The following is a 24,595-nucleotide window of genomic DNA, read 5'->3' as shown; positions in this document are numbered from 1 at the left end:
CCTCGTTTCTATAAATTAATTTCGTTACCACTGAGCGACTGGATCAGTTCGATAGACTTCTGATAATGTTGTCAGAGCTTCATCCAAATCTTTCGTATGCTCTCCGTTTCGCCCATTCTTTACTTGTTCTAATGGGCGTGTGGGAAGGTCTTTCACTTTGGATTGTAGCTCGGATAACCATTGTTGCTTTAACTCATTTGGATCGTTTATATAGCCTTCGATCAGAAGGGTTTGTTCGTATTGACCAAAGTCAACTAAGTCCAAACTCAGCGACCAAGCTTCTTCAATTCTCGTGCGTATTTTTTCTTTGGCAGTCGGAGAGCTTTGTTGTAATTGCTTCATCCACTCTTCCCAATAAGCGAGATGATAACGCTGCTCAGGTAAAATACGTTTAGCACAGGTGGCGAGCGGTTCATAAGAAGAGTTGGTGAACGAGATGAGCTTCACTCGTTTATACGTCTCATAAAAATAACCGCGTACGACGGCAAGCGCCCAGTCAAAGTAAGGATCTTCGTCGTACTGACCGTCGCCATTTCGCTTTTCAAGGTAAACGGCATTACGTCGTTTAACAGCAGGCCTCTCGTGAGCGAGCACGTCTACGTCACCTTCACCAAGCTCTTGAAGAAGGCGATAAAAGTAAACCGCATGCCCCATCGTATTCTGCGTAATTGATGAGAAGGCTACATCCGCCTCGATGTGGGGGGCAAGACCTAACCACTCAGAACCTCGAAATGAAACGAGCAGGTCATCATCTGCACATTGATATAGCAAATCAATGAGTGCCTCATTGCGTTTATCCACGATTCTTTTTAACCTCCTTCCAAGACATAATCTCTTGTTCATCGAGCATTCCTTGTTCTTTGTCTTGCCATTTTTTTCGTAAATAGCCGTATGCTTTCGTCGTACGGTAATTTTTATTGTCTATACGTTGGGTAAGGGCTTCGCGCTCTTCGTCAGTCATGTGACGAATGGAAGAAGAAGGAACGACCCATATGTCCATGACTTCTTCACGCCTCATAAAGTTCTCTTGAGCGAGAATCATTGCCATCTCTTCATTAGGGGCTAGTAGACTAAACTGATGCATCAACCCGCTTCTAGGATTCTTGCGACTGAAAACTTCAAATTCTTGATAGAAATCTTGTTCGCTCATGGACGATCACCTCCAGCAACGGCTAAAGCTTCTCGCACCCAGCTATTGTTCGAATAGGCAATCTCACGCACTTTTAGGCGCGCTTTTGAGCGTGGTCCTTTATTTTGGATGATTAGTTTAAATTCATTCCAATCCGGTTGTTGGTAAATCCACTTTTCTTGGACGTCGTCATAGTGCATCGTTTCATCAGGGACGGTGAGTCCGAGTGAAAATACGCGCGGCATGTACTTATCTAAGAAGGCTTGTCGAAGCTCTTCGTTCGTACTTTTACGGATGTTGTATTTGATTGTAATCTCTTGTTTTGATGAGCCGGTCGTTTCTGCACTCGCAGGTCCGAAAAACATGAGCAGTGATGGCCACCAACGATTGAGAGAATCTTGCAAAATCTTCCGTTGGTCTTCTGTGCCTTCCGCAAGTGCCATAATGATGGATTCCCCGTGTTGCGCATGAAACACTTCTTCCTTACAAATGCGCTGCAATGCACGTTGATAAGGACCGTAAGATGCATCAAGCATGTTCGTTTGGGAAATAATCGCTGCACCGTCAACGAGCCAACCGACCATTCCTGCATCAGCCCACGTTTTCGTTGGCATATGGAACACATTATGAAACTTTAATCGTCCAGATAATAAATCTTCCATTAAATGTTGGCGGTTTCTTCCGTAAGGCTTCATGAGATCCTCAGTAACTCTTAGAAGTAACTGACCATGACCCATTTCATCTTGAACTTTCGCCATAATAGCAAGTTTACGTTCTAAAGATGGGGCTTTAGGTACCCATTCTTTCTCTGGAAGCGCTCCCATAATTTCGCTGATGCCATGCATTGAAATTAATTTAATTAACGTATCGCGATACTCAGCAGGCATCCAGTCATTCGCTTCAATCTTATCGCCGTTCTCAATTCGTTGCATAAAATTGTCGTAAAGAATCGGATCTTCATTCGTTTTGGACCCCTTTTGGTGCTCTAAATAGTGGTACATGAAGCGATCCTCCTATATAACGTCTTTATAACGTCATCTTATCACACGTCATATAAAAATCAATAATAAAAGTTTAGAAAATTAATACTTTTTAATTAAAAACTTAATAATCGTTATTGACACGCCCAGTTTTACCATGTAACTTATTCATAAATCGTAGTCAAAAATTCCTCATAGATTATAGAATTTAGCCGTTTAAAGGATTAAAATCGCTGCTGAATTATGTCATACTATGTTTAAGAAACGTGGCAAAGATTTCTATCGCCACTTTTCATAATATTGTAAATAAGGGGGATTTAAATTGAAAAAATGGATGATTGGTTCTGGTACATTGATGTTTGCAGCAACGATGCTCGTAGCATGTGGAGACACAGAAGAGGAAGCTCCTGCAGAGCCGACAGAAACAGAAACAGAAACTGACGATGAGGCTGAAGAAGCTGCTGAAGACGATGGAGAAGATGAGCCTGCTGCAGCTAGTGAAGGAGAGAGCTTCGACGTTGGCGTCGTTCAATACGCTGATCATCCATCGTTAGATGCGGCGACAGAAGGGTTTAAAGACGCATTGGCAGAAGCAGGTTTAGACATTACTTATGATGATCAAAACCCTAACGGGGACATGAATGTGTTGCAGACAATTGCAGATACATTCGTTGGAAATGACGTTGATTTAATTTTTGCTAATGCTACACCCGCGGCGCAAATTATGACAACATCAACTTCTGAAATTCCAATTTTATTTACGTCTGTAACTGACCCAGAAGGGGCTCAACTTGTGGATACATTAGAGGCGCCAGGTGGAAACGTTACGGGTACGATGGACCTTCATCCGGATGCCATTTCACAAACAGTTGAATTGATGTCAGAACAATTCGACATTGAAACGTTCGGTATGGTATATAACGCAGGTGAACAAAACTCTGAGTACCAAGTGAGTATCGCTCAAGAAACCGCTGACGAGCTAGGGTTATCTGTAGAAACAGCAACAGTTCAAACGTCAGCTGACGTACAAAGTGCAACGGAAAGTTTAATTGGATCAATTGATGCGATTTACATCGTAACTGATAATGAAGTCGTTTCTGGACTTGACGCAGTAATTGGCGTTGCAGAACGAGAAAGTCTGCCGTTATTTGTTGGGGAATTAGATTCAGTTGCAGCCGGTGGTCTTGCTGGATTCGGGTTCTCTTATTACGACATTGGTTACAAAACAGGTGAGATGGCTACAGACGTTCTCGTAAATGGCGCAGATCCTGCGACGTTGTCTGTAGAATTCCCGCCAGAATTGGAACTCGTATTTAATGAAGGTGCAGCAGAACGTATGGGGCTTGATTGGGACGAAGAGTGGGATTCAATTGCTGATAACGTAATTAACGAATAAGTTAGGTAGGTGAAGTCGAATGTTCACCGCCCTTTTCGGCTCAGTTGAACTTGGACTCATATACGGAATTATGGCACTAGGAGTTTATTTATCGTTTCGAGTTTTGAACTTTCCCGATTTAACGGTGGATGGAAGTTTCGTTACAGGTGGGGCTGTCGCTGCTATTATGATTGTAAGTGGCTACTCACCAATCCTTGCCACATTAGCAGCAGTTGGTGCAGGTTTTATAGCCGGTTCAATTACGGGAACGTTACATGCAAAAGGAAAGATTAACCCTTTACTATCCGGGATATTAATGATGATCGCGCTATACTCGATTAACTTAAGGATTATGGGGAATAGTCCGAACATCCCGCTCATGCGTGAAGATACGATTATGACAATGTTTCAAAGTTTTTGGGCGACATTACCGTTTGATGGTTTGATGACGAGTTTGTTTACGACATTAAATCTACCATTTACACCTTCAACATGGGGTATTTTATTGTTTGCCATTATGATTGTCATCGTCGTAAAGCTATTTACCGATTTTTTCTTAAGTACAGAAGTTGGTCTTGCGATTCGTGCAACAGGGGATAATCCACGTATGATTAGCAGTTTATCTGCGAATACGGATCGTCTAAAAATTTTAGGTCTCGGTATTTCCAATGCTTTTGTAGCCTTATCAGGGGCGATCGTCACACAATATAGTAGTTTCGTCGATGTGAATATGGGAATCGGAATGATTATTATTGGTCTTGCTTCCGTTATTATCGGTGAAGCGATCTTTGGAAAAGGGTCGATTTTCAAAATTACGATTGCTGTTATTGTTGGGGCAGTCATCTATCGAATGGTCGTCGCACTTGCGCTACGCGTAGGGTTTCTTGAGACAGGTGACATGAAGCTCATAACGGCCATTATCGTCATAGGCGCACTTGTCGTACCGAGGCTACTAGAGAATGGCAAAGAGCGAAGGCGTAAGTATCGCAAAGCTCGTAAGATAAAAGAGCAATATGGGGGGGAGAAATCCGTTGCTGCAACTAAGTCAGATCTTTAAAGTGTTTAATGAAGGTACGACCGATGAAAAGGCAGCACTAGAAAACGTGTATTTAGATTTAAAAGACGGTGACTTTGTGACTGTTATTGGTAGTAACGGTGCAGGTAAATCAACGCTTATGAACTTAATCGCAGGTAATCTAACCCCTGATGTTGGGAAGATACTAATCGATACAAAAGACGTAACAAGGTTAAAAGAACACGAGCGTTCCAAGCTCATCGGTCGTGTCTTCCAAGATCCAATGGCAGGGACAGCACCTTCAATGACGATTGAAGAAAACATGGCAATGGCTTATAGCCGAACGAGAAAACGTTCGTTTATCGCAAAAGGCGTCACAAAAAGTCGAAAGATGTTTTTCAAAGAACAACTAGAATCTCTAGGTCTTGGGTTAGAAGATCGATTAAATGCAAAGGTTGGTTTTTTGTCAGGTGGTGAACGCCAAGCACTTTCGCTACTTATGGCAACGTTTACCGATCCGTCTATACTTCTATTAGATGAGCATACAGCTGCACTTGACCCTTCGCGAGCGGAGCTCATTACAGACAAGACGAAAGAAATTGTAAGCAAAAATGAGTTAACAACGCTTATGGTTACGCACAACATGCAACAAGCACTAGACTTAGGCAACCGCTTAATCATGATGGATAAAGGCCAAATCATTTTTGAAGCAGAAGGTGAAGAAAAACAGCGATTAACGGTTGAGCGTTTGCTAGAAGAATTCCAAAAAATTCAAGGTAATCAACTTGCAAATGATCGTGCAATTCTTAGCCATTAAAAAAATTGGGATGATCGGAAGTTTATTTTCCGATCATTCCCTGTTTTTAAACGGTTCTGCTATAATGAACGCTGTAGCGGGCTCAAATAAAGAAAGGATCGGAGTTTCTTGACGAAAAAATTAAATACGAGATCGATGATCTTTACGATTTATGGAGATTATATTCAACATTATGGAAGTAAAGTGTGGATTGGTACGCTAATACGATTGCTCGAGGAGTTTGGTCACAATGCACAAGCAGTACGAGCCGCCATGTCAAGAATGCAAAAGCAAGGATGGGTTCAAGCCGAAAAGCAAGGAAATCGAAGCTACTATTCACTAACAACCCAAGGTACGAGACGAATGAAAGAAGCAGGTAGAAGAATTTTTAAGCAATACGAAGAAGATTGGGATGGGAAGTGGCGCATGCTCATCTATTCCATACCTGAAAGTAAACGAAAGTTACGAGATGAACTTAGAAAGGAACTATCGTGGAGTGGGTTTGGTTCACTCACACATAGTTGCTGGATTACCCCTCATCCTCTAGAAGATGAAGTTGAACAATTGAAAGAACGTTATGACATTGAGCAATACATCCATTTCTTTGTTTCAGATTATGAGCAAACAGAAAAACAAAAAGAACTCGTTACACAATGTTGGGATATCGAAGAAATAAATGAGAAATATCGTCAGTTTATTGATGCGTATAGCAAGCGATTCATTATTACAAGAAATCAAATAGAGCGGGGCCAAATGGACTTAGGCGCTTGTTTTGTAGAAAGAACAGAACTCGTTCATGAGTACAGGAAGTTTCTATTCGTTGACCCGAGCTTACCAGAAGAGTTGTTGCCAAATGATTGGTTAGGTGGTCACGCAGCCGTATTGTTTGCCGATTATTATAATGTTTTAACTAAACCTGCGACTGAATTTTTTGAAACGATCTTCTCTGAAGGAAATGACGAAGCATTACTCGTGCAGGTGTGATAGGAGAGGTGACGATGAAGCGGTTTGAAATTCGTGATTTTTTACGTGTTGCTAATGGCGAGATTGAGCCGCCTCCGTGCGATACGATGATGAACATTCGTGTTACAGCAGCAAGTGAAGGCGAATCAACTGGAACTTGGACGGTGAACGATTCGTTTATTAATGGAAACGGTGTCGTGATGGGAGGCTTTTTATCATCAGCGGCAGATATTATGATGGCTTATGCAATTGCTTCAAAGCTTGAAGATCATCAAGGGTTTGCTTCAATTAACTTAGATACAACGTTTCACCGGCCGGTTACCGAAGGGGTTGTAACGGTTCATGCGAGAGTAGACCGCTTGGGAAAACGAGTCGCGTATGTCATCGCAGAGCTTTATCAACACGACAAAAAAGCAGCTACATGCCAGTCCTCAATCTTTATTACGTAAAAAAGCTTGCCCATCAATGATGAGCAAGCTTTTTTATTTGAGAGCTACGAGTAAGTGCATAGGTTGTTCTAACAATTCCTTTACACGGTTCGTGAAAGAGACTGCATGAAAGCCATCAGCAACCCGATGATCAAAGGAAAAGGAGACATTAAGTAGTGAGCGAATAACAATTTCTTTGTCTCGAACGACAGGTGTATCTTCAATTTTGTGGAAGGAGAGAATGCCTGTCTCGGGATAATTAATGATAGGTGTTGCATAAACGCCACCAATCGGTCCGACGTTACTCATCGTAAAGGTACCGCCTTGCAAGTCTTTCAACTCACACGTGTTTGTTTGCGCTTTTTTCGTTAATTGTTTGAATTGGTTGTGAATCTCTTGGATGCTAAGTGCATCAACATCTTTAACAACCGGCACAATCAGCCCTTCCTCAGCGTGTGTCGCCATCCCGATGTTAACCGTGTCTTGAAAGACAATTTCTCCACGTTCTGCATCGAGCTTACTGTTGAAGATGGGGAAGTCATGTAACGAAATTGCGATTGCCTTTATGAAGACAGCGGATAAAGATAAGCTTGCGCCAGATTGATGGCTATAAGATTCTTTTAACGACAACAACTCCGTCACATCAATTCGTTCGAAGTGAGTGACGTGCGGGATTGCTTTGACTGATTGTGTCATTTTTGCGCCAATCTGTTTTCTTCGACCTTTATACGGTATGGACGTTCGTGCGGGTGTACTTTTGCGCACTGTCGTCTCCTCGATTGCTGTTGTAGCGGCAACTTCGTCTTCAGGTCTCGTAGGCTGTTCTATATGACGCCGAATGTCTTCAATCGTAATTCGATTGTTTTTACCGGTGCCAGTGACTGTTTCAATGGCAACCCCATACGTACGTGCGAGTTTACGTGTGAATGGTGCGGCTTTTACATTTTGCAAACGAAACAGACGAGTGGCAGGCAACTCGGTTTGATTCTCTGGTGTTGCCTTTTCAATTGTCTTCGTAGTGAGCGTTTCTTTCTCCTGAATTTTATTGGATATTTTTACCATCACTTCGCCTAGAGATACAACGTCTCCTTCGGAAACGACAATGTCTTTAATCGTTCCGGCAACAGGTGACGGTAAGTCGGCAGTTACTTTATCAGTTTGTACAGCAATGACAGGTTGGTCCACAGATACAACATCGCCAATCCCTACGTAGAGGGTATCGACCGTTCCTTCATGAATGCCTTCTCCTAAATCGGTTAATTTCATCTCAAACATATCTGAGCCTCCTACTCTTCGTTTAACACGGTTTCAATGGCTTTGTAAATACGTGTTGCATTCGGGATATAATGTTCTTCAATTGAAAAGAAAGGAACGTGAACATCGTAACCAGTAACCCGAACAACCGGGTTTCGAAGAGAAAAGAGTGCTTTGTCGTTAATGAAGGCGATGAGTTCAGCGCCAAACCCACTCGTTTTATGGCCTTCATGGACGATAACGACCCTTCCGGTTTTCTCCACCGATTCAAGAATCGTTTGTTCATCAAGAGGGTACAACGTACGTAGATCGATGACTTCAACGTTGACATTGTCGTTTTCTTTTGCCTGTTTCGCTGCAGCTAGTGCAGGGCTTATCATATTACCATAAGCAAGAATTGTGACGTCTTCCCCTGTTGTAAGGGCAGATGCTTCACCAATCTTCACGGTATACTTCTCACTCGGTACCGTCGCTCGTGTAGAACGGTACGTGCGCATCGGTTCCATGAATAGAACAGGATCAGGATCTTCAATCGCAGAAATTAACAGTCCCTTTGCATCGTAAGCGTTAGAAGGGATAACAACTTTTAATCCTGGTAGATGTGTAAACATCGCTTCCATACTATCGGAGTGCAATTCAGGAGCATGAATGCCGGCGCCATATGGAGCGCGAATAACCATCGGTACGGTAAAAGCCCCAAGCGTACGTGTTCGAATTCGTATAGCATGTGAAACAATTTGTTCAAATGCAGGGTAAATAAACCCTTGGAATTGCATCTCTGCAATCGGCTTAAAACCGTTAAGGGCAAGCCCAATACTCGTTCCGATAATGCCTGATTCAGCTAGAGGTGTATCGATCACACGATGCTCTCCGAACTGTTCGAGCAGACCGTCTGTTGCACGAAATACACCGCCGTTTACACCGATATCCTCTCCGAGAATCATCGTCGTCGGGTCTTCTTCTAACATGATCTTTAATCCATCCGTAATGGCTTGCACCATCGTTAATTCTTTGGTTTGTTGTAAAGAACTCGTCATGAAGTGACCTCCTTTTGAAACTGTTGATGTTGTTCTCGCAGTGAAGGTGTTAGATCTTCGAATACATGGTCAAACATATCATTTGGATTCGGCTCTTCTGCACGTTCAAAGCGTTCTACGGCTTCATCAATTTCCATCGCAATCTCATGTGTCGCATCTTCAATCTGTTGCTCATCAAAGACACCTTCTTGTCGAAGGAATCGCTCAAGCCGAAGAAGACAATCTTCATCGCGACGTTCTTCATTAATACTCTGATCGCGATACTTTGTAGGATCATCTGCTGTCGTATGTGCTCCGTAACGCCACGTGACAGCTTCAATTAATGTTGGTCCATCTCCACGACGTGCTTTTTCGACTGCGTACTCCATCACTTTGTAGACGGCTAGTACATCATTACCATCAACGCGAATGCCTTCAATATCATAAGCGAATGCTTTTTGAGCAATCGTTCTTGATTTCATTTGTTTATGAATTGGAACACTGATCGCAAAGTGATTGTTTTGACAAAAGAAAATCGTCGGTGTATTGAAAGCGCTTCCAAAATTTAATCCTTCGTGGAAATCGCCTTCTGAAGTAGCACCATCTCCAAAATAGGCAATTGCAACTCGGTCCTGACCTTTTAAACGTTCAGCCCATGAAGCACCAACAGCGTGTAACAATTGCGTAGCTATGGGAACGGACGGTGGTAAGATGTTTAACCCAGCAGGTGGGACACACCCATCGATTCTTCCTTTCCAATAACGAAATATCGTCTCTAATGAATGACCATAGGTCATCGTTGCTGCGTGATCACGGTACGTCGGAAACATCCAATCCCCTTGTTGGAGAGCGGATGCACTCCCAATTTGAGCAGCCTCTTGGCCTTCAAAAGGAGCGTATGTGCCGATCCGACCTTGACGTTGTAAGTTAATCGCTTTTCTGTCAAACATGCGTGCTCGAAGCATTTGTTTGTAAAACGAAAGAAGCAATGTCACATCGTAGTCATCTTCAGCAAATGCTTTACTGCCATCTGGTTGAATCATTCTAAGAAGTGGATAGTCATGGTCCATTCGTTCTAATTGATCGAGATAAGAAGAAAGGGATGTTGTCAAAACGACGCCTCCTTAGTCCAGAAAAAGTATCACAATATTATATCGGACTATGTTAATACTGTAATAATAACGAAAGATGAATCTAAATGTCAATAATCTTTAGAAAATTCAACATCATTTATAATGAAATAATATGCTAGGGGTTTGGGGGATTGAAGCTTTAAAGTGATGAAGAGTACTAAACAAAAACCTTTCATTTCAGAATCGTTGGTAAGAAAACAATAATATATAACAAAAATAACAACTCCGTAAATAAAACGAATAATAAAAAACGAGGAAAAACATCTCTTATGTAAAAGCGACATCTGTAATTTGTTCAAATGGAATGAAAAAGAACGTTGGGTCTTGATTAAAGACAACGCGATTGCTTTCATGATCTACTTCTACGCATGTACCGTGTAAATGAGCGGCCATTTCTTCTTTGAGAATCGAAATGGTAAGCGGAATACTTCTATAAAGAGCGGTCTCTAATTGCTCAATGACTGATTTTTGTTCAATATTCGTCGAAACCTCTTTTTCTAAATAAGAATAAGGGTGTAAATACATCGTCGATCCACTCCTAATAAATAGTTAATGTTATTATATACGAACGTATGTTCTTTAGCAATCGTTTTATATTGTCAGAAAAGTTGTCAAAAAACGGTTGACCGTCATTTCACTTAGCGGTATGATAGACAACAACATCGATGTACTCGTGAGAGAAACAAATGGTTTTGTACGGTGTACATTTACTGAAGTCTTGAGGTGATCGTATGGAAGAAGAACAGCAGTGGATATTTATGAACGGCGAGTTCGTACGCAAGCATGAAGCGAAAGTTAGCGTTTATGATCACGGATTCTTATACGGCGATGGCGTGTTTGAAGGGATTCGTACGTACGACAACAACGTCTATAAATTAAAAGAACATCTCATTCGTCTTTTTGAATCAGCAAGATCAATCATGATGGAAATTCCGTATTCATTAGATGAAATGACAGAAATTGTAGTCGATACGGTTCGTAAGAATGATTTAGAGAATGCGTACATTCGAGTCGTCGTCTCTCGTGGGGTAGGCAATTTAGGATTAGACCCTAGATCATGTGGAACACCTCAAGTTATTGTAATTGCAGAAGAACTAGCACTATTTCCAAAAGAACTTTATAAGACGGGGATTGAAATTGTCAGTGTAGCAACAAGAAGAAACCGCCCTGATGTGCTTAGTCCGAAGGTTAAATCACTTAATTATTTGAACAATATATTGGTGAAGATTGAGGCCAATCTTGCAGGCGTTCCTGAAGCGTTGATGTTAAATGATGAAGGGTACGTTGCAGAAGGCTCTGGTGACAACATTTTTATCGTAAAGAATGGTGTGCTATACACGCCACCAGGATACGTTGGTGCCCTCGAAGGAATTACGAGGCAAGCAATTATTGATATTGCAGACGACTTAATGTACACCGTAAAAGAACAACCGTTTACGAGGCATGACGTCTATACAGCAGACGAAGTATTCTTAACCGGCACAGCTGCAGAAGTTATTGCTGTCGTTAAAGTCGATGGTCGTGTGATCTCTGATGGCAAACCAGGTCAAGAAACCATTCGATTAACTGAGGCGTTTCGTGAGAAGATTTTGCAAGACGGAACACCGGTTTACAAAAAAGAAATGAAAGCATAACAAAAAAATTTAGAATAACTATGTTTTTATATTCATACTTGTGGTAACATATCTATCAATCGAACATTCGAAATTCGTATAATTGAATGACATAAAACGTTGAAGAGGTTAAGTAGTCGAAAGACATTTACTTCACAGAGAGCCGAGGAATGCTGAGAACCCGGCAGTAAAGCTTAAGATGAACTCCCCTCTGAGTGCAGCGATGAACATAAGTAGTGGCTGCCGGTCAGAACAACGATCTGATCGTTACGAAAAAGACGCAAATCGGTTGCGTCATGAGCCAGCGCTTTGGTGCTGGGAATTAGGGTGGTACCGCGAAACCTTTTCGCCCCTTTTGTCGAACAGACGTGAGGGATGGAAAGGTTTTTTTATTTTATTTTTTCGTAAATGTTGAGTGGACAGATTACGATACGCGATGAAGGAGGAAAAGAGATGAGTATGGATCTCGAGGTGGAAGCGAAGACGCAAGCTGCCGAACAAACAGATACGCAAATGAGTGGCAGTCAGATGATTCTGCAATCTCTCGTTGAAGAGGGAGTCGATATCATATTCGGCTATCCTGGCGGTGCAATTTTGCCAACCTATGATGAGATTTACAAAAAGGGGATACGTCACATTCTTGCTCGTCATGAACAAGGTGCCGTTCACGCTGCGGAAGGGTATGCAAGGGTTTCAGGGAAAGCCGGTGTATGCATCGTCACATCAGGTCCTGGCGCTACGAATGTCGTAACGGGTATTGCTGATGCAATGATTGATTCTTTGCCGCTGATCGTCATTTCAGGTCAAGTTGCTACAAGTGTTATTGGTACAGATGCTTTTCAAGAGGCTGATATGGTTGGAATTACAATGCCAATTACGAAACACAACTTCCAAATTCGTGACGTTCAAGATATACCAACCGTAATGAAGCAAGCTTTTCATATTGCGACAACCGGTCGACCAGGTCCAGTACTCATCGATCTTCCAAAAGACGTATCTACAAATGTCGGAACATTTAATTATCCAAAGCATATTGATTTGCCTGGATACCAACCGACTGTGCAGCCTAATCGATTACAAATTAAAAAACTGAACGCGGCGATTAAAGAAGCGAAGCGTCCAGTCATTCTTGCAGGAGCAGGGGTTTTACTTTCAGGTGGATCATCTGAACTGGCGACTTTCGCAAAAACTCGGAACATTCCAGTTGTTACAACGCTTTTAGGACTTGGAAGTTTTCCTGAATCTGAGGAACTTTCACTTGGAATGGCAGGAATGCATGGGTTGTATACAGCGAACATGGCACTTCATGAAAGTGATCTATTAATCAACATCGGAGCACGATTTGATGATCGCCTTACTGGTAATCTTGATCATTTTGCACCGAACGCCACGATCGCACATGTTGATGTAGACCCAGCTGAAATTGGTAAAAACATCGACACGGATATTCCGATTGTAAGTGATGCCAAGCGAGCACTTGAGATCCTAAATGCTAGTAAAGAAGAGAACGACGGGTTTAAAGCGTGGCATGAACACCTCACATCGTATCAAGAAGAAAATCCACTGTGGTACGAAGAAGACGGTGAAACATTAAAGCCACAAAAGCTACTTGAATTGATTTATGAGGAAACAAATGGTGAAGCAATTGTTACAACTGATGTTGGGCAACATCAAATGTGGACTGCACAGTACTATCAATTTGATGAGCCAGACCATTGGGTAACATCAGGGGGACTTGGCACGATGGGCTTTGGCTTTCCAGCAGCAATCGGGGCACAATTTGCTAAACCTGACAAAGCTGTCGTTGCAGTCATTGGCGACGCTGGATTCCAGATGACATTGCAAGAGTTATCGATTCTTCAAGAGCTGAATTTACCCGTGAAAATTGTCATCGTAAACAACGCTTCGCTCGGTATGGTTAGACAGTGGCAACAATTGTTCTATGAAGAGCGATATTCTCATTCATTGTTTCCGATTCAGCCTGATTTCATTAAATTAGCTGAAGCGTACAACATACCAGGTTTTAAAGTGGAGAACCCAGATGAAGCTCGAGATGTTTTAAAGAAAGGGCTTGAGATGGATGGCCCGGTTCTCTTTGATTTTCGTGTCACATCTTTAGAAAATGTCTATCCGATGATTGCACCTGGGAAAGGGCATCAAGAAATGGAGGGGGTTAAACCATGATCCGCACCATCACTGCAACGGTTAATAACTCTTCCGGTGTTTTAAATCGCATTACGGGTTTATTTGCTAGACGTCAATTTAACATTGAAAGCATCACAGTCGGTGTAACCGAAAACCCTGAAATTTCTAGAATGACGTTTGTTGTAAACGTCGATAACGACCGGGCACTTGACCAAGTAATTAAACAGTTAAACAAACAAGTTGATGTCTTAAAAGTAAGAGACATTTCAGGGGACACAATTGTTGCTCGCGAGCTTGCATTAATAAAGGTCGTTAGTACGCCGCAAAATCGCAGTGAAATTGAAACGCTCGCGAGACCGTTTCGAGCATCGATTGTTGATGTAGGAAGAGACTCTGTGACACTCCAAGTGACAGGTGACCATCAAAAAGTCGAAGCGCTCATTGATTTGTTAAAACCTTACGGTATTAAAGAATTAGCAAGAACAGGCGCAACAGCTCTTAAGAGAAGTTCGAAGTCGCAATCTCAAGAATTAAAGTATTCCTTTATTCAATAAAAAATAAACTACAAAATAGGAGAGATAAAAATGGCTACAGTATATTACAACACCGACATCAACGAATCAGCACTAGAAGGTAAAACAGTTGCAGTAATTGGTTATGGATCACAAGGACACGCACACGCATTAAATATGAAGGAAAGCGGAGTAGATGTCATTATCGGTCTTCGTCGCGGACGTTCTTGGGAGAAGGCAGAGGAAGACGGTTTCCACGTATATGAAGTAAGTGAAGCAGCTGAAAAAGCGGACATTATGATGCTTGCACTTCCAGATGAAGCTCAACCATCAATCTATGAAAATCAAATTAAACCAGCGCTGACGAGCGGTAAGTCACTCGTATTCGCACACGGTTTCAACATTCACTTTAGTCAAATTCAACCACCTGAAGACATCAATGTTTTTATGGTAGCACCTAAAGGACCTGGTCACATCGTTCGTCGTACGTACGAATCTGGTGCGGGAGTACCAGCGCTTTATGCAATCTATCAAGATCCACACGGTGAAGCGAAAGAACTCGCACTCGCTTATGCGAAGCAAATTGGTGCAGGTCGCGCAGGGATCATTGAAACAACATTCCAAGAAGAAACAGAAACGGATCTTTTCGGTGAGCAAGCGGTACTTTGCGGTGGTACATCGGCACTCGTAAAAGCAGGTTTTGAAACACTTGTAGAAGCTGGATATCAACCTGAAGTTGCGTACTTCGAGTGTCTTCATGAATTGAAACTCATCGTAGATTTGATGTACGAAGGTGGACTTGAGTACATGCGCTATTCAATTTCAGATACAGCTCAGTGGGGTGACTTTGTTGCAGGACCACGGATTGTAACGGATGAGACGAAAGCTGCAATGAAAGAAATTCTTACAGACATTCAAACAGGGAAATTTGCACACGGTTGGATTGTTGAAAACCAAGCGAACCGCCCTCAGTTCAATGCAATCAACAAGCGTGAGCACGAGCATCAACTAACTGAAGTTGGGCAAAAGCTTCGTGAAATGATGCCATTTGTAAAACACGATCAAAAAGGAGTGATTTCGCGTGCGGGAAATTGATATTTTTGATACGACATTGCGAGATGGAGAACAACAACCAGGCTTGAATTTGAATCTCGATGAAAAGCTCGAAATCGCTAAACAGCTCGATCGTTTAGGCGTAAACATTATCGAAGCAGGTTTTCCTGCTTCGAATGAAGGTGACTTTCACTCGGTTCAAAAGATTGCAAGGGCGGTAAAAAACAGCACCGTTACTGGGCTCTCTCGTGTCGTGAAAAAAGATATCGACACTGCATACGAAGCACTAAAAGATACAGCTAATCCGAGGATTCATATTTTCATTGCGACATCTGACATTCACATTAAGCACAAACTATTAATGACACAACAAGAAGTGCTTGATGCTGCTGTAGAAGCTGTACGCTATGCGAAACAGAAGTTTCCTGTCGTACAGTTTTCAGCAGAGGATGCTTGTCGTACGAGTTGGGATTTTCTAACTAAGATCTCGTCTGAAGTCATTCGAGCAGGTGTTGATGTGATCAACTTGCCAGACACGGTAGGTTACACGACACCTAATGAAATTAAAGCGATGTTCCAACATATGAAGCAACATGTTCATGATGTAGAGAAGATTAAGCTATCTGCTCATAACCATGATGATTTAGGGATGGCTGTTGCAAACTCATTAGCCGCAATCGAAGGTGGCGCCGACCAAGTTGAGTGTACGATTAATGGCATTGGAGAACGAGCAGGAAATGCGTCTTTAGAAGAGATTGCTGTTGCACTGCAAATTCGAAAAGACTATTACGCGGCAAACTCAACGCTAAAGCTTAACGAATTAAAGCGCACGAGTAATCTCGTTAGTAAGTTGACTGGGACGATCGTGCCTGGCAACAAAGCAATTGTTGGTGCAAATGCATTTGCCCATGAATCTGGCATCCACCAAGACGGCGTGCTTAAAGAGAGCACAACGTACGAGATTATTACGCCAGAGCTCGTTGGTGTTGAGAAAAATAGCTTGCCGCTAGGAAAGCTCTCTGGCAAGCATGCTTTCAAAACAAAAATTACCGAACTCGGTTTTGAGTTAGAAGAAGACGACTTAAAACGTGTATTTAAAGCATTTAAAGACCTTGCACACAAAAAGAAAAGCGTGACAGATGATGATATCTTTGCTTTATTAACAGCAGAGAAATCAGGTAGTCAAAATGGTATGTATGAGCTGAAAAGCCTACAAGTGAATGTTGCAACTCAAGAGAACGTCATTCAAACGGCGACCGTGATTGTTCGCACACCAGACGGTGAAGAAATTCAAGAAGCGGCGACGGGTAAAGGAAGTGTCGAAGCCGTTTATAACACACTCTCGAGATTAATCGGTGAACCGATACAGCTTGAAGATTATCGAATCCAATCCGTAACAGGTGGAGAAGACGCGCTTGCTGAAGTTGTTGTACACCTCACTTACAATGACGAGTCATCACTTGGGCGCGGTACAGCGCATGATGTGCTAGAAGCTTCTGCATTTGCTTATTTAAATGCAGTAAACCGAATTATTAGTGGTAATCCAACAAAAGAACCGATCGAAGAGTTAGTGTAATAAAGAATTGAGGGGAAATGATGGTAAAGAAAATCGCAGTTCTTCCAGGCGATGGTATCGGACCAGAAGTTACTGAAGCTGCTGTTCACATTCTAAAAGCCGTTGCAAAAAATACGAATCAACAGTTTGAATTCCATTACGGAAACATTGGAGGGGTCGCCATTGATGAAGAAGGAGACCCCTTCCCCTCTTCAACTGAGGAACTATGTAAATCGAGTGATGCGGTATTATTAGGAGCGGTTGGCGGTCCTAAATGGGATCAAAATGAACCTGCTCTAAGGCCTGAAAAGGGCTTGCTTGCAATGAGAAAGAATTTGGGTCTGTTTGCGAACTTACGTCCGGTCAAAGCGTATGGTCCTCTACTTGATTCATCTCCACTGAAACGAGAAGTTGTTGAAGATGTGGACGTACTGATTATGCGTGAACTGACAGGTGGCATTTACTTTGGTAAACACGAACGTGAACAAGTAAATGGTGAATGGCAAGCGCTGGATACGTTAACGTATTCAGAGTCGGAAATTACTCGCATTGCTAAAAAAGCATTTGAAGCTGCTAAATTACGAGATCAACGTGTCGTTTCTGTCGATAAGGCAAACGTATTGGAGTCGAGTCGATTGTGGCGAGAAGTAGTAGATCGTATGAAAACAGATTACCCTGACATAACGGTTGAGCATATGCTCGTTGATAATGCTGCCATGCAGCTCATTCACGGACCAAGCCAGTTCGATGTTATTTTGACAGAGAACATGTTCGGTGACATTTTAAGTGATGAAGCTTCAATGCTGACCGGTTCACTAGGGCTGTTGCCATCTGCAAGTTTAGGAGACCAAGGTGTCGGTTTGTTTGAACCGATTCACGGATCTGCTCCAGATATTTCAGGTCAGAATATTGCAAATCCCTTAGCTGCTATTGCATCTGCTGCGATGCTTTTAAAATACGGGTTTGAGATGGAAGACGAAGCAAAAGCCATTGACGATGCTATTTTGAAAGCGTTAGAAGCAGGGTATCGAACGAAAGATATTGCAACTGAGCAAGGTGCTGTTTCTACAACGACGGAAATGACAGAAGCAGTCATAAAAGCATTACGATAAGGAGGAGTCGTGTGATGGGAAAGACGATCATTGAAAAAGTTTGGGAACGTCATAAAGTTTACGAAGAAGAAGGTAAGCCAGACTTACTCTATATCGACTTGCACCTTATTCATGAAGTGACGTCACCGCAAGCGTTTGAAGGGCTACGACTTAACAATCGTAAACTTCGTAGACCTGATTTGACGTATGCAACGATGGACCATAATATTCCTACGAAAGATCGTGAGACGATCACTGATAAGATTGCGAAAAAGCAAATCGATGTGCTCGTTGAAAATTGTAATAACTTTGGGGTTGAATTGGCAGGTTTGAACAGTCCAAACAACGGTATTGTTCATATTATTGGACCAGAACTTGGACTCACTCAACCTGGAAAAACGATCGTTTGTGGAGATAGTCATACGTCAACTCACGGCGCATTCGGCGCGCTAGCTTTTGGGATTGGGACGAGCGAAGTAGAACATGTGATGGCAACACAAACACTCTGGCAAGATCGACCGAAAACGATGGAAGTCGTGATTGACGGTCGCTTGGAGAATGGCGTTTCTGCAAAAGATATTATTTTAGCTCTAATTGCTAAATACGGAGTGAATTTCGGAACAGGTCATGTCGTTGAATATCGTGGAGAAGCCATTCGAGGCTTGACGATGGAAGAGCGCATGACGATTTGCAACATGTCCATTGAAGGCGGTGCTCGTGCTGGGTTAATTAGCCCTGATCAAGTAACGTTTGACTATCTACGAGGACGAGAACATGTGCCTGATGGTGATGCATACGACGTAATCGTTGAAGAGTGGAAGCAACTTGCCAGTGATCCTGATGCGAAATTTGATTCAACACTCGTTTTAGATGCGAGTGAAGTGAAGCCAATGGTTACTTGGGGAACGAACCCTGGCCAAGGGGTGACAATTGACGGTGCTGTACCTTCACCAGAAGATGGCACAACGGATACTGAGCGTCGTGCAATTGAACAATCACTTGAGTACATGGGGCTCGAACCAGGTACGAAGATGGAAGACATCAAAATCCAACACGTATTTTTAGGTTCGTGTACAAATGCTCGCATTAGTGACTTGCGTGAAGCTGCACGCTATATAAAAGGAAAGAAAGTGGATAAATCTGTTCGAGCTCTTGTCGTCCCTGGTAGTGTGAAAGTGAAACGACAAGCAGAGGAAGAAGGCTTGGCAACCATTTTTATTGAAGCGGGATTTGAGTGGCGCGATGCAGGTTGTAGCATGTGTCTAGGGATGAATCCTGATCAAGTTCCTGCAGGAGAGCGTTGTGCATCAACGTCCAACCGAAATTTTGAAGGGCGACAAGGGAAAAATGCACGAACGCATTTAATGAGCCCAATTATGGCAGCTGCAGCGGCGGTTCATGGACATTTCGTAGATGTTAGAAAGCTAGATGCCATACCGGCGTCATCGTAAGGAGGGGATAGAATGGAAAAATTCACTACGCACGTTGGAACTGTAGCAGCACTTCCTTATGTCAATATCGATACCGATCAAATTATACCGAAGCAGTTTTTGAAACGGGTAGAACGTACAGGTTTCGGACAGTTTTTATTTTACAATTGGCGACTACTTGAAAACGATCAGCCAGATCCTGAATTTCCATTGAACTACGAGCGTGCAAAAGATGCGACAATTCTCGTTGCAGATGAAAACTTTGGGTGTGGCTCATCTCGTGAACATGCAGCCTGGGCGCTTCAAGATTACGGCTTTAAAGTCGTCATTGCACCAAGCTTCGGTGATATTTTTTACAACAACAGTTTCAAAAATGGTCTACTTCCTGTTCGAATGCCTCTTGAAGTCGTTCGGAATTGGGAAGAGAGGTTTGAAGAAGGAACACTACAATTACGGGTGAACCTTGAAGAGCAAGTGATCGAAGATGACCAAGGCGGGATTCATACGTTTGACATTGACGAGTATTGGAAAAACATGTTGATTCACGGATTAGATGAGATTGGATTAACACTTCAATACAGTGATCACATTGCTAAATATGAGCAAGCAACCCAATAATAGTCGCACAAAAGCCAGCAGATTTTCTGTTGGCTTTTTACTTTGGAAAAAAATAAGGTAAACATGTAGAAAAAAATTACACCGTTCTTGTTACTAGATAAACCTCCATTTTTATCCTCACGGAATTATGTTGTTTTAAATGAATGACGAAGTGGTAAAGAGGTATCATACATACGTATGTACACGTGTGAGAAGCGAGGTTCACAAATGAATAGGATGTGGTTGAATGACAGTTGAAATTGTAGCGTTTGCCTTAATGGTAATTAGTATTGTACTTATTATTGGAAAGTGGATCCGTTTGCGGGTTCCCGTTTTTCAACGACTGTTTTTACCTAGTTCATTGCTTGGTGGTTTCTTTGCACTTCTATTAGGACCAGAAGTTATTGGAAGAATTATTACACCAGTCACAGGCGAAGAAGTAATGCCTTATGGGATTTTTACTGAAGGAATTTATGAGGTGTGGGCAGAGCTTCCAGGATTATTAATTAACGTCGTCTTTGCCAGTCTTTTTATCGGGTTTGCATTACCGCGCCTTCAAGAAATTTGGAAAGTCGGTGGACCGCAAGTCGCACTCGGCTATACGATTTCTTGGGCCCAATATGCAGTAGGTATGGCGATTGTGTTGATCATTTTAACGCCGTTGTTTGGCACAAACCCAGCAGCAGGTGCTTTAATTGAAATTTCATTCGTAGGTGGTCATGGTACTGCAGCAGGTCTTTCAGATACATTTGAATCGTTAGGATTCCCGGAAGGTTATGATCTGGCTGTCGGGTTAGCAACCGTCGGAATCTTATCTGGTGTCGTCATCGGTATAGTGATGCTTAATATTGCAGCAAGAAAAGGGAAGTCTGAAACGTTGCAACACCCAGATGACATCTCGGTTGATCAACAAACGGGGATATTAGACCAAGATCGTCGTGAACCCGCAGGGCAAATGACAACATCTACGGTTTCTATTGAACCACTTGCGCTTCATATCGGTTTGGTTGGTTTATCAATCTTCATTGGTTACTGGATATTAGAAGCTTTAGTTTGGGTGGAAGAAGTTCTTTGGTTAGATACCGGTGTAGAGATTATTGCCCATGTCCCTCTGTTTCCATTTGCGATGATCGGTGGAATTATCGTGCAAGTCTTTATGTCGAGATATGATAAAAATGACATCGTCGATCGACAAATTGTGAGTCGTATTCAGAATACAGCTTTGGATTTATTAATAGTAAGTGCATTAGCAACGCTTAGTTTACAAGTAATCGGAGACAACTTATGGGAGTTCATCATTTTAGCTGTCGTTGGTGTTGTCTTAAACGTTATTATGTTTATTTATTTAGCACCACGAATGATTCCACATTTCTGGTTTGAACGTGGTATTGGTGACTTCGGTCAGTCAATGGGTGTAGCAGCGACAGGGATCATGCTTATGAAGATTGTTGACCCTGAACAAAAGACACCTGCGATGAAAGCGTTCGGTTACAAACAGATCTTCTTTGAACCGATGGTCGGTGGTGGTTTAGTAACGGCAGCAGCGATGCCGCTCATTATAAACTTCGGTGCCGTTCCATTTTTAATCGCAACGACATTGTTGACCGTTGCATTCTGGTTGCTCGGTGTGCTTTACTTCGGTAAGAACAAACAGAATGAACGGCGTGAGTAATGTTCGTTTATGAATAGAGGATGAATGATGAGTAAACATGACAATAAAGTGATTATGTTTCCAGGCATGCAAGAGCACCTCATCAAAAAAGGGCTGCTTGCATTGGAGACGAACAATTATAATGAAGCAATTGAATCGTTCCAACTTCTATTAGATGTCGACCCCGCGCATTATGATGCGGGGTACGGCTGTTTGCTAGCTTACTTAAAAGCAGGCCGGACAGATGATGTATTAGAACTTGGCAAAGTCTTGATTGAGAATCGACCTTCATCAGAAGGGAAGGTTGTATCAATCATCATTAGCGCCCTTTCTGAAAACAATCGCTGGTCAGAAGCGATTGCGTGGATCAACCGTTCTTTGCGTAGTGAAGCGATCAGTGATGAAGAGCGCATGCAAATGCAACAAATATTGACAAATGCCGAGTGGATGGAACAGCAATCAGACGTTCAAGTCGAACGAGAAGAGCTTCCTGAAGATCTACAAAAACGTTTGTATTCCGGTTCAGAAGAAGAAAAGATGGGTGCTTTTCAACAGATTAAGCAATACAGTGTTGCTGTGTCGGTGTCAGCCCTTGAAAAAGTGCTCGCTGACGATGAACAAAATCCAGTATTAAAAACGATGATCTTGTTGTATTTAAAAGATGAAGATTGGAGCGAGTCAGTTGCCGTTAGCAAAGATGATCTTATGCTTTCGTTCGTTCCGAGCGAACTAAAGGGATTCGAAGACTATGAGGCTGAAAAGGAAGCAAAGCTTATCCAGTTGCTCGAACATACCGTTCTTAATGAGAGTCCGCAACTTTACGAAACGGCAACGCAGTTATGGGAGTATGTAAAGTTTAATAAGTATCCATTTGCACTTCCGGCTTTTCATGTTCATACATATGCGGCAGCGCTACACTTTGAAGCGATGGTGTATGCTGGAATGGTTCAAAAAGACGAACTTAAAACAATTGCACACACGTATAGTGCGGATGTTCAGGAATTACAAGAAGTCGTCGAAGTTCTCCGAGCGCATCATCAGACAAATTAATAGAAAACTTATGTTTAGGCAAGTTTTTCTATCGGACATTGATTGAAAACAAGGTCGAATATGTTATAATGTAATGGTTGTAATTATGGATGCGTAACCTATGAAACTTGGAGGGAACACAATAAATGACTGCTAAATGGGAAAAAGGTGAAGGAAACCAAGGGGTCCTCACTGTAGACGTAGATGCAAAAGAATTCAACGCTGCGATTGACCAAGCGTTTGATAAAGTGAAAAAAACGGTCAATGTACCAGGATTCCGTAAAGGGAAAGTACCTCGTCAATTGTTTGAATCACGTTTTGGAGTAGAATCATTGTACCAAGATGCACTAGACATTCTTCTACCAAAAGCATATTCTGAAGCGGTTGAAGAGACTGGAATCGAACCTGTTGACCAACCAGAAATCGACATCAAAGAGATGGAAAAAGGTAAAACACTTATTTTCACTGCAAATGTTGTCGTAAAACCTGAAGTTGAACTTGGCGAGTACAAAGGTCTTGAAGTACCGAAGTTCGATACAACGGTAAATGACGAAGACGTTAACAAAGAATTAGAGTCACTTCGTGAGAAGCATGCTGAGCTCGTTATCGTTGAAGACGATGCGGCTAAAGATGGCGACACACTCGTATTTGACTTTGAAGGATTCGTTGATGGAGAGCCGTTCGAAGGCGGAAAGTCTGAGAACTACTCATTAGAGATCGGATCTGGACAGTTTATCCCAGGCTTTGAAGAAGAGCTTGTAGGTGCAAAAGCTGGCGAAGAAAAAGACGTTAACGTAACATTCCCTGAAGAATACCATGCATCTGACCTTGCTGGTAAGCCTGCAGTATTCAAAGTGAAAGTTCATGAAGTAAAGCGCAAAGAGCTTCCAACACTTGATGATGAATTTGCAAAAGATGTCGATGAAGATGTCGAAACGTTGGACGAGCTTAAAGCGAAGAAGAAAGAGCAACTCCAAAAAGACAAAGAGCACGAAAAAGAGCACCACGATAACGATGCAGTCGTTGAGAAAGCGACTGAAAACGCGACAGTTGACATTCCAGAAGGAATGATCAAAACTGAAACGGATCGTATGATGCAAGAGATGGAGCAACGCTTCCAATCTCAAGGCATTTCTATGGATATGTACTACCAAATGGCAGGTACAGATGCAGAAGGAATGAAAGAGCAATTCAAGCCAGAAGCTGAAAAGCGTGTTCGCATGAACCTCGTTCTTGAAGCAATTGCGGTTGCTGAAGACCTAGAAGCAAGTGATGAGCGAGTTGAAGAAGAGCTCGACAAAATGGCTGAAATGTATCAACGTGAAAAAGAAGAGATTCGTCAACTTCTTGCAATGCAAGGTGGCGTAGAGGCTCTTAAAGGTGATCTTCGCATTCAAACTGCGGTTGATTTCCTTGTTGAGCAAAGCGTTACAGTTGATAAAGTTGAAGAGAATAGTGCAGAATAATGCATGGGATTAAAAGGCACGAGCGTCATCGTGCCTTTTTCCATCTCATTAAAAGGTGAACGGTTTGATCTTTTATTAATATTCCTGTAAATTGAGAAAGAAGGTAGTCAAAATGACTGAAGAAACAACGAAGCGCCCGGAGCTAAGCTGTTCATTTTGCGGGAAGAAAGAATCTGAAGTGAAGAAGCTGATCGCAGGTCCTGGCGTTTATATTTGTAACAGTTGCGTAAGTCAAGCGCAAAAGCAGTTATAATGATCTTTAAGCGATAGTTTGATCGTGTGAGGCGCTACTGTTGTGCCCGCTTTTTTCTTGGAATTTTTGTAAAATCACGAATGAATTCTCACATCTCCACGTAAAGCTGTT

General features: G+C 42.3%; 24 protein-coding genes and 1 other annotated feature. Of the genes, 17 read left to right on the top strand and 7 right to left on the bottom strand.

The window, feature by feature from the left end; all coding sequences use genetic code 11:
- Positions 1 to 24 precede the first annotated feature (24 nt).
- From paaC to paaA, 3 genes are read right to left on the bottom strand one after another with little or no spacing between them, the layout of a single operon-like run.
- Positions 25 to 801, bottom strand: coding sequence for a 1,2-phenylacetyl-CoA epoxidase subunit PaaC (gene paaC / locus JOD17_RS03915; protein WP_338028750.1), 777 nt, complete (start codon positions 799 to 801; stop codon positions 25 to 27).
- Positions 794 to 1,150: a 1,2-phenylacetyl-CoA epoxidase subunit PaaB gene (gene paaB, locus JOD17_RS03910; protein WP_042359532.1), complete on the bottom strand. Its 357-nt coding sequence runs from the start codon at positions 1,148 to 1,150 to the stop codon at positions 794 to 796. Before paaB ends, paaC begins: the two co-directional genes overlap by 8 nt.
- Entirely contained in the window at positions 1,147 to 2,130 is a 984-nt protein-coding gene (paaA, locus tag JOD17_RS03905; RefSeq protein WP_204695792.1) for a 1,2-phenylacetyl-CoA epoxidase subunit PaaA, read from the bottom strand. Before paaA ends, paaB begins: the two co-directional genes overlap by 4 nt.
- Positions 2,131 to 2,431: 301 nt before the next feature.
- On the opposite strand from paaA, the gene JOD17_RS03900 reads away from it, so the two are divergent.
- The 5 genes from JOD17_RS03900 (at position 2,432) to JOD17_RS03880 (ending at position 6,707) form a co-directional block, all read left to right on the top strand.
- Positions 2,432 to 3,505 (top strand): ABC transporter substrate-binding protein, encoded by a 1,074-nt coding sequence (locus JOD17_RS03900; RefSeq protein WP_239575210.1) that lies wholly within the window; start codon positions 2,432 to 2,434, stop codon positions 3,503 to 3,505.
- A gap of 19 nt (positions 3,506 to 3,524) precedes the next feature.
- Positions 3,525 to 4,541 (top strand): ABC transporter permease, encoded by a 1,017-nt coding sequence (locus JOD17_RS03895; protein ID WP_204695791.1) that lies wholly within the window; start codon positions 3,525 to 3,527, stop codon positions 4,539 to 4,541.
- On the top strand, positions 4,516 to 5,316 hold the full coding sequence (locus JOD17_RS03890) for an ABC transporter ATP-binding protein (protein WP_204695790.1): 801 nt from the start codon (positions 4,516 to 4,518) through the stop codon (positions 5,314 to 5,316). Before JOD17_RS03895 ends, JOD17_RS03890 begins: the two co-directional genes overlap by 26 nt.
- Positions 5,317 to 5,451: 135 nt before the next feature.
- Positions 5,452 to 6,279: a phenylacetic acid degradation operon negative regulatory protein PaaX gene (gene paaX / locus JOD17_RS03885; protein ID WP_204696075.1), complete on the top strand. Its 828-nt coding sequence runs from the start codon at positions 5,452 to 5,454 to the stop codon at positions 6,277 to 6,279.
- A gap of 14 nt (positions 6,280 to 6,293) precedes the next feature.
- On the top strand, positions 6,294 to 6,707 hold the full coding sequence (locus tag JOD17_RS03880) for a PaaI family thioesterase (protein WP_204695789.1): 414 nt from the start codon (positions 6,294 to 6,296) through the stop codon (positions 6,705 to 6,707).
- A 33-nt stretch (positions 6,708 to 6,740) separates the two neighbouring features.
- Here JOD17_RS03880 and JOD17_RS03875 read toward each other — a convergent pair whose 3' ends face one another.
- The 4 genes from JOD17_RS03875 to JOD17_RS03860 all read right to left on the bottom strand — a co-directional run bounded on the left by JOD17_RS03875 (position 6,741) and on the right by JOD17_RS03860 (position 10,614).
- Positions 6,741 to 7,961, bottom strand: coding sequence for a dihydrolipoamide acetyltransferase family protein (locus tag JOD17_RS03875; RefSeq protein ID WP_204695788.1), 1,221 nt, complete (start codon positions 7,959 to 7,961; stop codon positions 6,741 to 6,743).
- Positions 7,962 to 7,972: 11 nt separating this feature from the next.
- Complete coding sequence (locus tag JOD17_RS03870) at positions 7,973 to 8,977, bottom strand: alpha-ketoacid dehydrogenase subunit beta (protein WP_204695787.1); 1,005 nt, start codon at positions 8,975 to 8,977, stop codon at positions 7,973 to 7,975.
- Positions 8,974 to 10,026, bottom strand: coding sequence for a pyruvate dehydrogenase (acetyl-transferring) E1 component subunit alpha (gene pdhA, locus JOD17_RS03865; RefSeq protein ID WP_204696071.1), 1,053 nt, complete (start codon positions 10,024 to 10,026; stop codon positions 8,974 to 8,976). The genes JOD17_RS03870 and pdhA overlap by 4 nt, the downstream gene beginning before the upstream one ends.
- 330 nt (positions 10,027 to 10,356) lie before the next feature.
- Entirely contained in the window at positions 10,357 to 10,614 is a 258-nt protein-coding gene (locus JOD17_RS03860; RefSeq protein WP_204695786.1) for a hypothetical protein, read from the bottom strand.
- A 206-nt stretch (positions 10,615 to 10,820) separates the two neighbouring features.
- Between JOD17_RS03860 and ilvE the strand changes: the two genes are divergently transcribed.
- The 12 genes from ilvE (at position 10,821) to JOD17_RS03800 (ending at position 24,484) form a co-directional block, all read left to right on the top strand.
- Positions 10,821 to 11,723: a branched-chain-amino-acid transaminase gene (gene ilvE / locus JOD17_RS03855; RefSeq protein ID WP_204695785.1), complete on the top strand. Its 903-nt coding sequence runs from the start codon at positions 10,821 to 10,823 to the stop codon at positions 11,721 to 11,723.
- A gap of 90 nt (positions 11,724 to 11,813) precedes the next feature.
- Positions 11,814 to 12,059, top strand: a binding site (T-box leader).
- A 102-nt stretch (positions 12,060 to 12,161) separates the two neighbouring features.
- Positions 12,162 to 13,886: an acetolactate synthase large subunit gene (gene ilvB, locus JOD17_RS03850; RefSeq protein ID WP_204696069.1), complete on the top strand. Its 1,725-nt coding sequence runs from the start codon at positions 12,162 to 12,164 to the stop codon at positions 13,884 to 13,886.
- The gene (ilvN, locus tag JOD17_RS03845; RefSeq protein ID WP_042359537.1) at positions 13,883 to 14,401 is read left to right on the top strand and encodes an acetolactate synthase small subunit; all 519 of its coding nucleotides are present in this window, start codon (positions 13,883 to 13,885) and stop codon (positions 14,399 to 14,401) included. Before ilvB ends, ilvN begins: the two co-directional genes overlap by 4 nt.
- A gap of 30 nt (positions 14,402 to 14,431) precedes the next feature.
- On the top strand, positions 14,432 to 15,454 hold the full coding sequence (gene ilvC, locus JOD17_RS03840) for a ketol-acid reductoisomerase (RefSeq protein WP_169961706.1): 1,023 nt from the start codon (positions 14,432 to 14,434) through the stop codon (positions 15,452 to 15,454).
- On the top strand, positions 15,441 to 16,988 hold the full coding sequence (locus JOD17_RS03835; protein WP_204695784.1) for a 2-isopropylmalate synthase: 1,548 nt from the start codon (positions 15,441 to 15,443) through the stop codon (positions 16,986 to 16,988). The genes ilvC and JOD17_RS03835 overlap by 14 nt, the downstream gene beginning before the upstream one ends.
- A gap of 20 nt (positions 16,989 to 17,008) precedes the next feature.
- Entirely contained in the window at positions 17,009 to 18,079 is a 1,071-nt protein-coding gene (gene leuB / locus JOD17_RS03830; RefSeq protein ID WP_204695783.1) for a 3-isopropylmalate dehydrogenase, read from the top strand.
- A gap of 11 nt (positions 18,080 to 18,090) precedes the next feature.
- Positions 18,091 to 19,509, top strand: a complete 1,419-nt coding sequence (leuC, locus tag JOD17_RS03825) for a 3-isopropylmalate dehydratase large subunit (protein ID WP_204695782.1) — start codon at positions 18,091 to 18,093, stop codon at positions 19,507 to 19,509.
- A gap of 12 nt (positions 19,510 to 19,521) precedes the next feature.
- Positions 19,522 to 20,106, top strand: coding sequence for a 3-isopropylmalate dehydratase small subunit (gene leuD / locus JOD17_RS03820; RefSeq protein WP_204695781.1), 585 nt, complete (start codon positions 19,522 to 19,524; stop codon positions 20,104 to 20,106).
- Between the two features lie 226 nt (positions 20,107 to 20,332).
- Positions 20,333 to 21,757 (top strand): sodium/glutamate symporter, encoded by a 1,425-nt coding sequence (locus JOD17_RS03815; RefSeq protein ID WP_204695780.1) that lies wholly within the window; start codon positions 20,333 to 20,335, stop codon positions 21,755 to 21,757.
- Between the two features lie 27 nt (positions 21,758 to 21,784).
- Positions 21,785 to 22,786 (top strand): tetratricopeptide repeat protein, encoded by a 1,002-nt coding sequence (locus JOD17_RS03810; protein WP_204695779.1) that lies wholly within the window; start codon positions 21,785 to 21,787, stop codon positions 22,784 to 22,786.
- A gap of 125 nt (positions 22,787 to 22,911) precedes the next feature.
- A complete protein-coding gene (gene tig / locus JOD17_RS03805; protein ID WP_204695778.1) occupies positions 22,912 to 24,231 on the top strand; it encodes a trigger factor in 1,320 nt (439 codons plus the stop codon).
- 112 nt (positions 24,232 to 24,343) lie between these two features.
- Positions 24,344 to 24,484: a ClpX C4-type zinc finger protein gene (locus JOD17_RS03800; protein ID WP_081833577.1), complete on the top strand. Its 141-nt coding sequence runs from the start codon at positions 24,344 to 24,346 to the stop codon at positions 24,482 to 24,484.
- The last annotated feature ends 111 nt before the right edge of the window (positions 24,485 to 24,595 follow it).

Origin of the sequence: Geomicrobium sediminis, assembly GCF_016908595.1 — a bacterium.
GTDB classification, from domain to species: domain Bacteria; phylum Bacillota; class Bacilli; order Bacillales; family Marinococcaceae; genus Geomicrobium_A; species Geomicrobium_A sediminis.
This window is presented reverse-complemented; position numbering and strand designations above follow the sequence as displayed.